Raw genomic sequence first — 1805 nt, 5'->3', positions numbered from 1 at the left:
CGCCAAAAATATAAAAGCGATAAAAAAAACACGCCAAAAATATAAAAGCGATAAAAAAAACATAACCGATATTATTTTTATTCATTAAAAATATCTCCGCCCTATAATTATGATTTACGATTTATATTATATTAAAAATCGCATATTGTCAAAAATTTAATTTAAATTATTTTATTTTTATGTTATCATTGATTTTATATTTGGAAAAATTAATTATGGAAAAAATCGAAAATATCAAATTAAATAAAGAACAGGAAGAGATAATAAATAACTTTCTAAATAAAAACGCTTGCTTTGTAAACGCTTCGGCGGGAACGGGAAAAACCACAACGATAACCGAAGTTTATATAAAATTATTGGAAGCTGGAGAAAAAGTTTCAAATATTGTAGTGATAACTTTTACAAAATCCGCCGCAAACGAAATGCTTTTAAAAATTAGAAATAGAATAAGAAAAAAAATAAACGAAATAAATTCTAACGTAAATTTTAATAAAGATTATTGGCGGAAAATTTATAAAGAATTATTATTAAATTCAAAAATTTCGACTATAAACGCTTTCGCTCATTCGATTGTCCGAGAATATTCAATGCGTTTGGGAATGCCTCCGAATATTTATATTTTGGAAGAAGACAACGAAGCGGACGAAATTTTAAGCGAAGGAATTTTAAATATATTGGACGAATCGGAGTGCGGAAAAAAAGTAAAAAAAATATATAGAATTTATACGGGAGAAGATAAAGAAAGATTTATAAAAACCGTATTTAATTTTCTTATAAAAATAAAACCGAGATTAGAAAATATCGAAGCCTTTGAAAAATCCGCTTTGGAATGCATAAATATAGAAGATAAAAAATATTCCAAATTATATAACGACATTATAAATTATTCCAACGAAATAATAAACGATAATTCAAAACAAAATAAAACAATAAACGAATGCAAAGAAAAATTAAAAAAATTATTGGAATGCATAAATAAAATTGAGAATAAAAATAACAAATTAAATTATATTGATTTTGAAAATATTAGAGAAAATTTAATTTTAGTTTCAAACGCAAAACTTGGAAATACAAAATCGGAAGAATTAAAAAATCTTTTGCTTAAATTAAATAATTGCTGCGCTTTAATGATTAAATATATTGACGCTCTTTATAACAAAGAAAATTATATTTCTGTTATAGAATTCATAAAATTGACTTTTAACGAATTTGAAAAAATAAAAAAAGAAAACGGAATTTATTCGCATGAAGATATTATGGCAAAAGCGATAGAATCTTTGGAAAACGAAAAAATATCTAAAGAAATAAGAGAAAATATAAAAGCCTTGATTCTTGACGAAGCGCAAGATACGAGCAAACTTCAATTTTCTTTTATAAATTTAATCGTCTTCGGAAAAAGAGAAATAGAAGAAAAAAATATAAAAGAAGAATTGAATAAAATAAATAAAAAAATATTAATCGTTGGCGACAGAAAACAATCGATATACAGATTTAGAAACGCAAACTTAAATATATTCAACGAAGTTAAAAATATATTCAAAAATTATTCGGTCGATTTAAAAAATAATTATAGAAGCAATTCGATGCTTATAGAATTTTTTAATAGTTTTTTTAAAGAAGTCGTATTTTTGGGAGACGATTTAATAAAATACAACGAAGGAGACGACATTATATATAACAAAAAAACTGAAAAAAAATCCGTGTCTTTATTTGTCTTAAACAATAATTTTGAAGAAGAAAGAAAATTAGATATAAATTCAAAAACTAATTTGGAAGCCTATTCGATAGCGAATTATATAAAAGAA

The 1805-nt window shown here is 23.8% G+C and carries 1 protein-coding gene; it reads left to right on the top strand.

Going from position 1 to position 1805, the window contains the following annotated elements; genetic code table 11:
- Window positions 1–215 precede the first annotated feature (215 nt).
- The coding region (locus tag EZH24_RS11135; RefSeq protein WP_161976154.1) for a UvrD-helicase domain-containing protein at window positions 216–1805 on the top strand (1590 nt) is incomplete at its 3' end.

The organism is Brachyspira catarrhinii, from assembly GCF_005518285.1.
Taxonomy (GTDB): domain Bacteria; phylum Spirochaetota; class Brachyspiria; order Brachyspirales; family Brachyspiraceae; genus Brachyspira; species Brachyspira catarrhinii.
The sequence above is the reverse complement of the archived record's forward strand: the minus strand, read 5'-3'. Positions and strand labels throughout refer to the sequence as shown.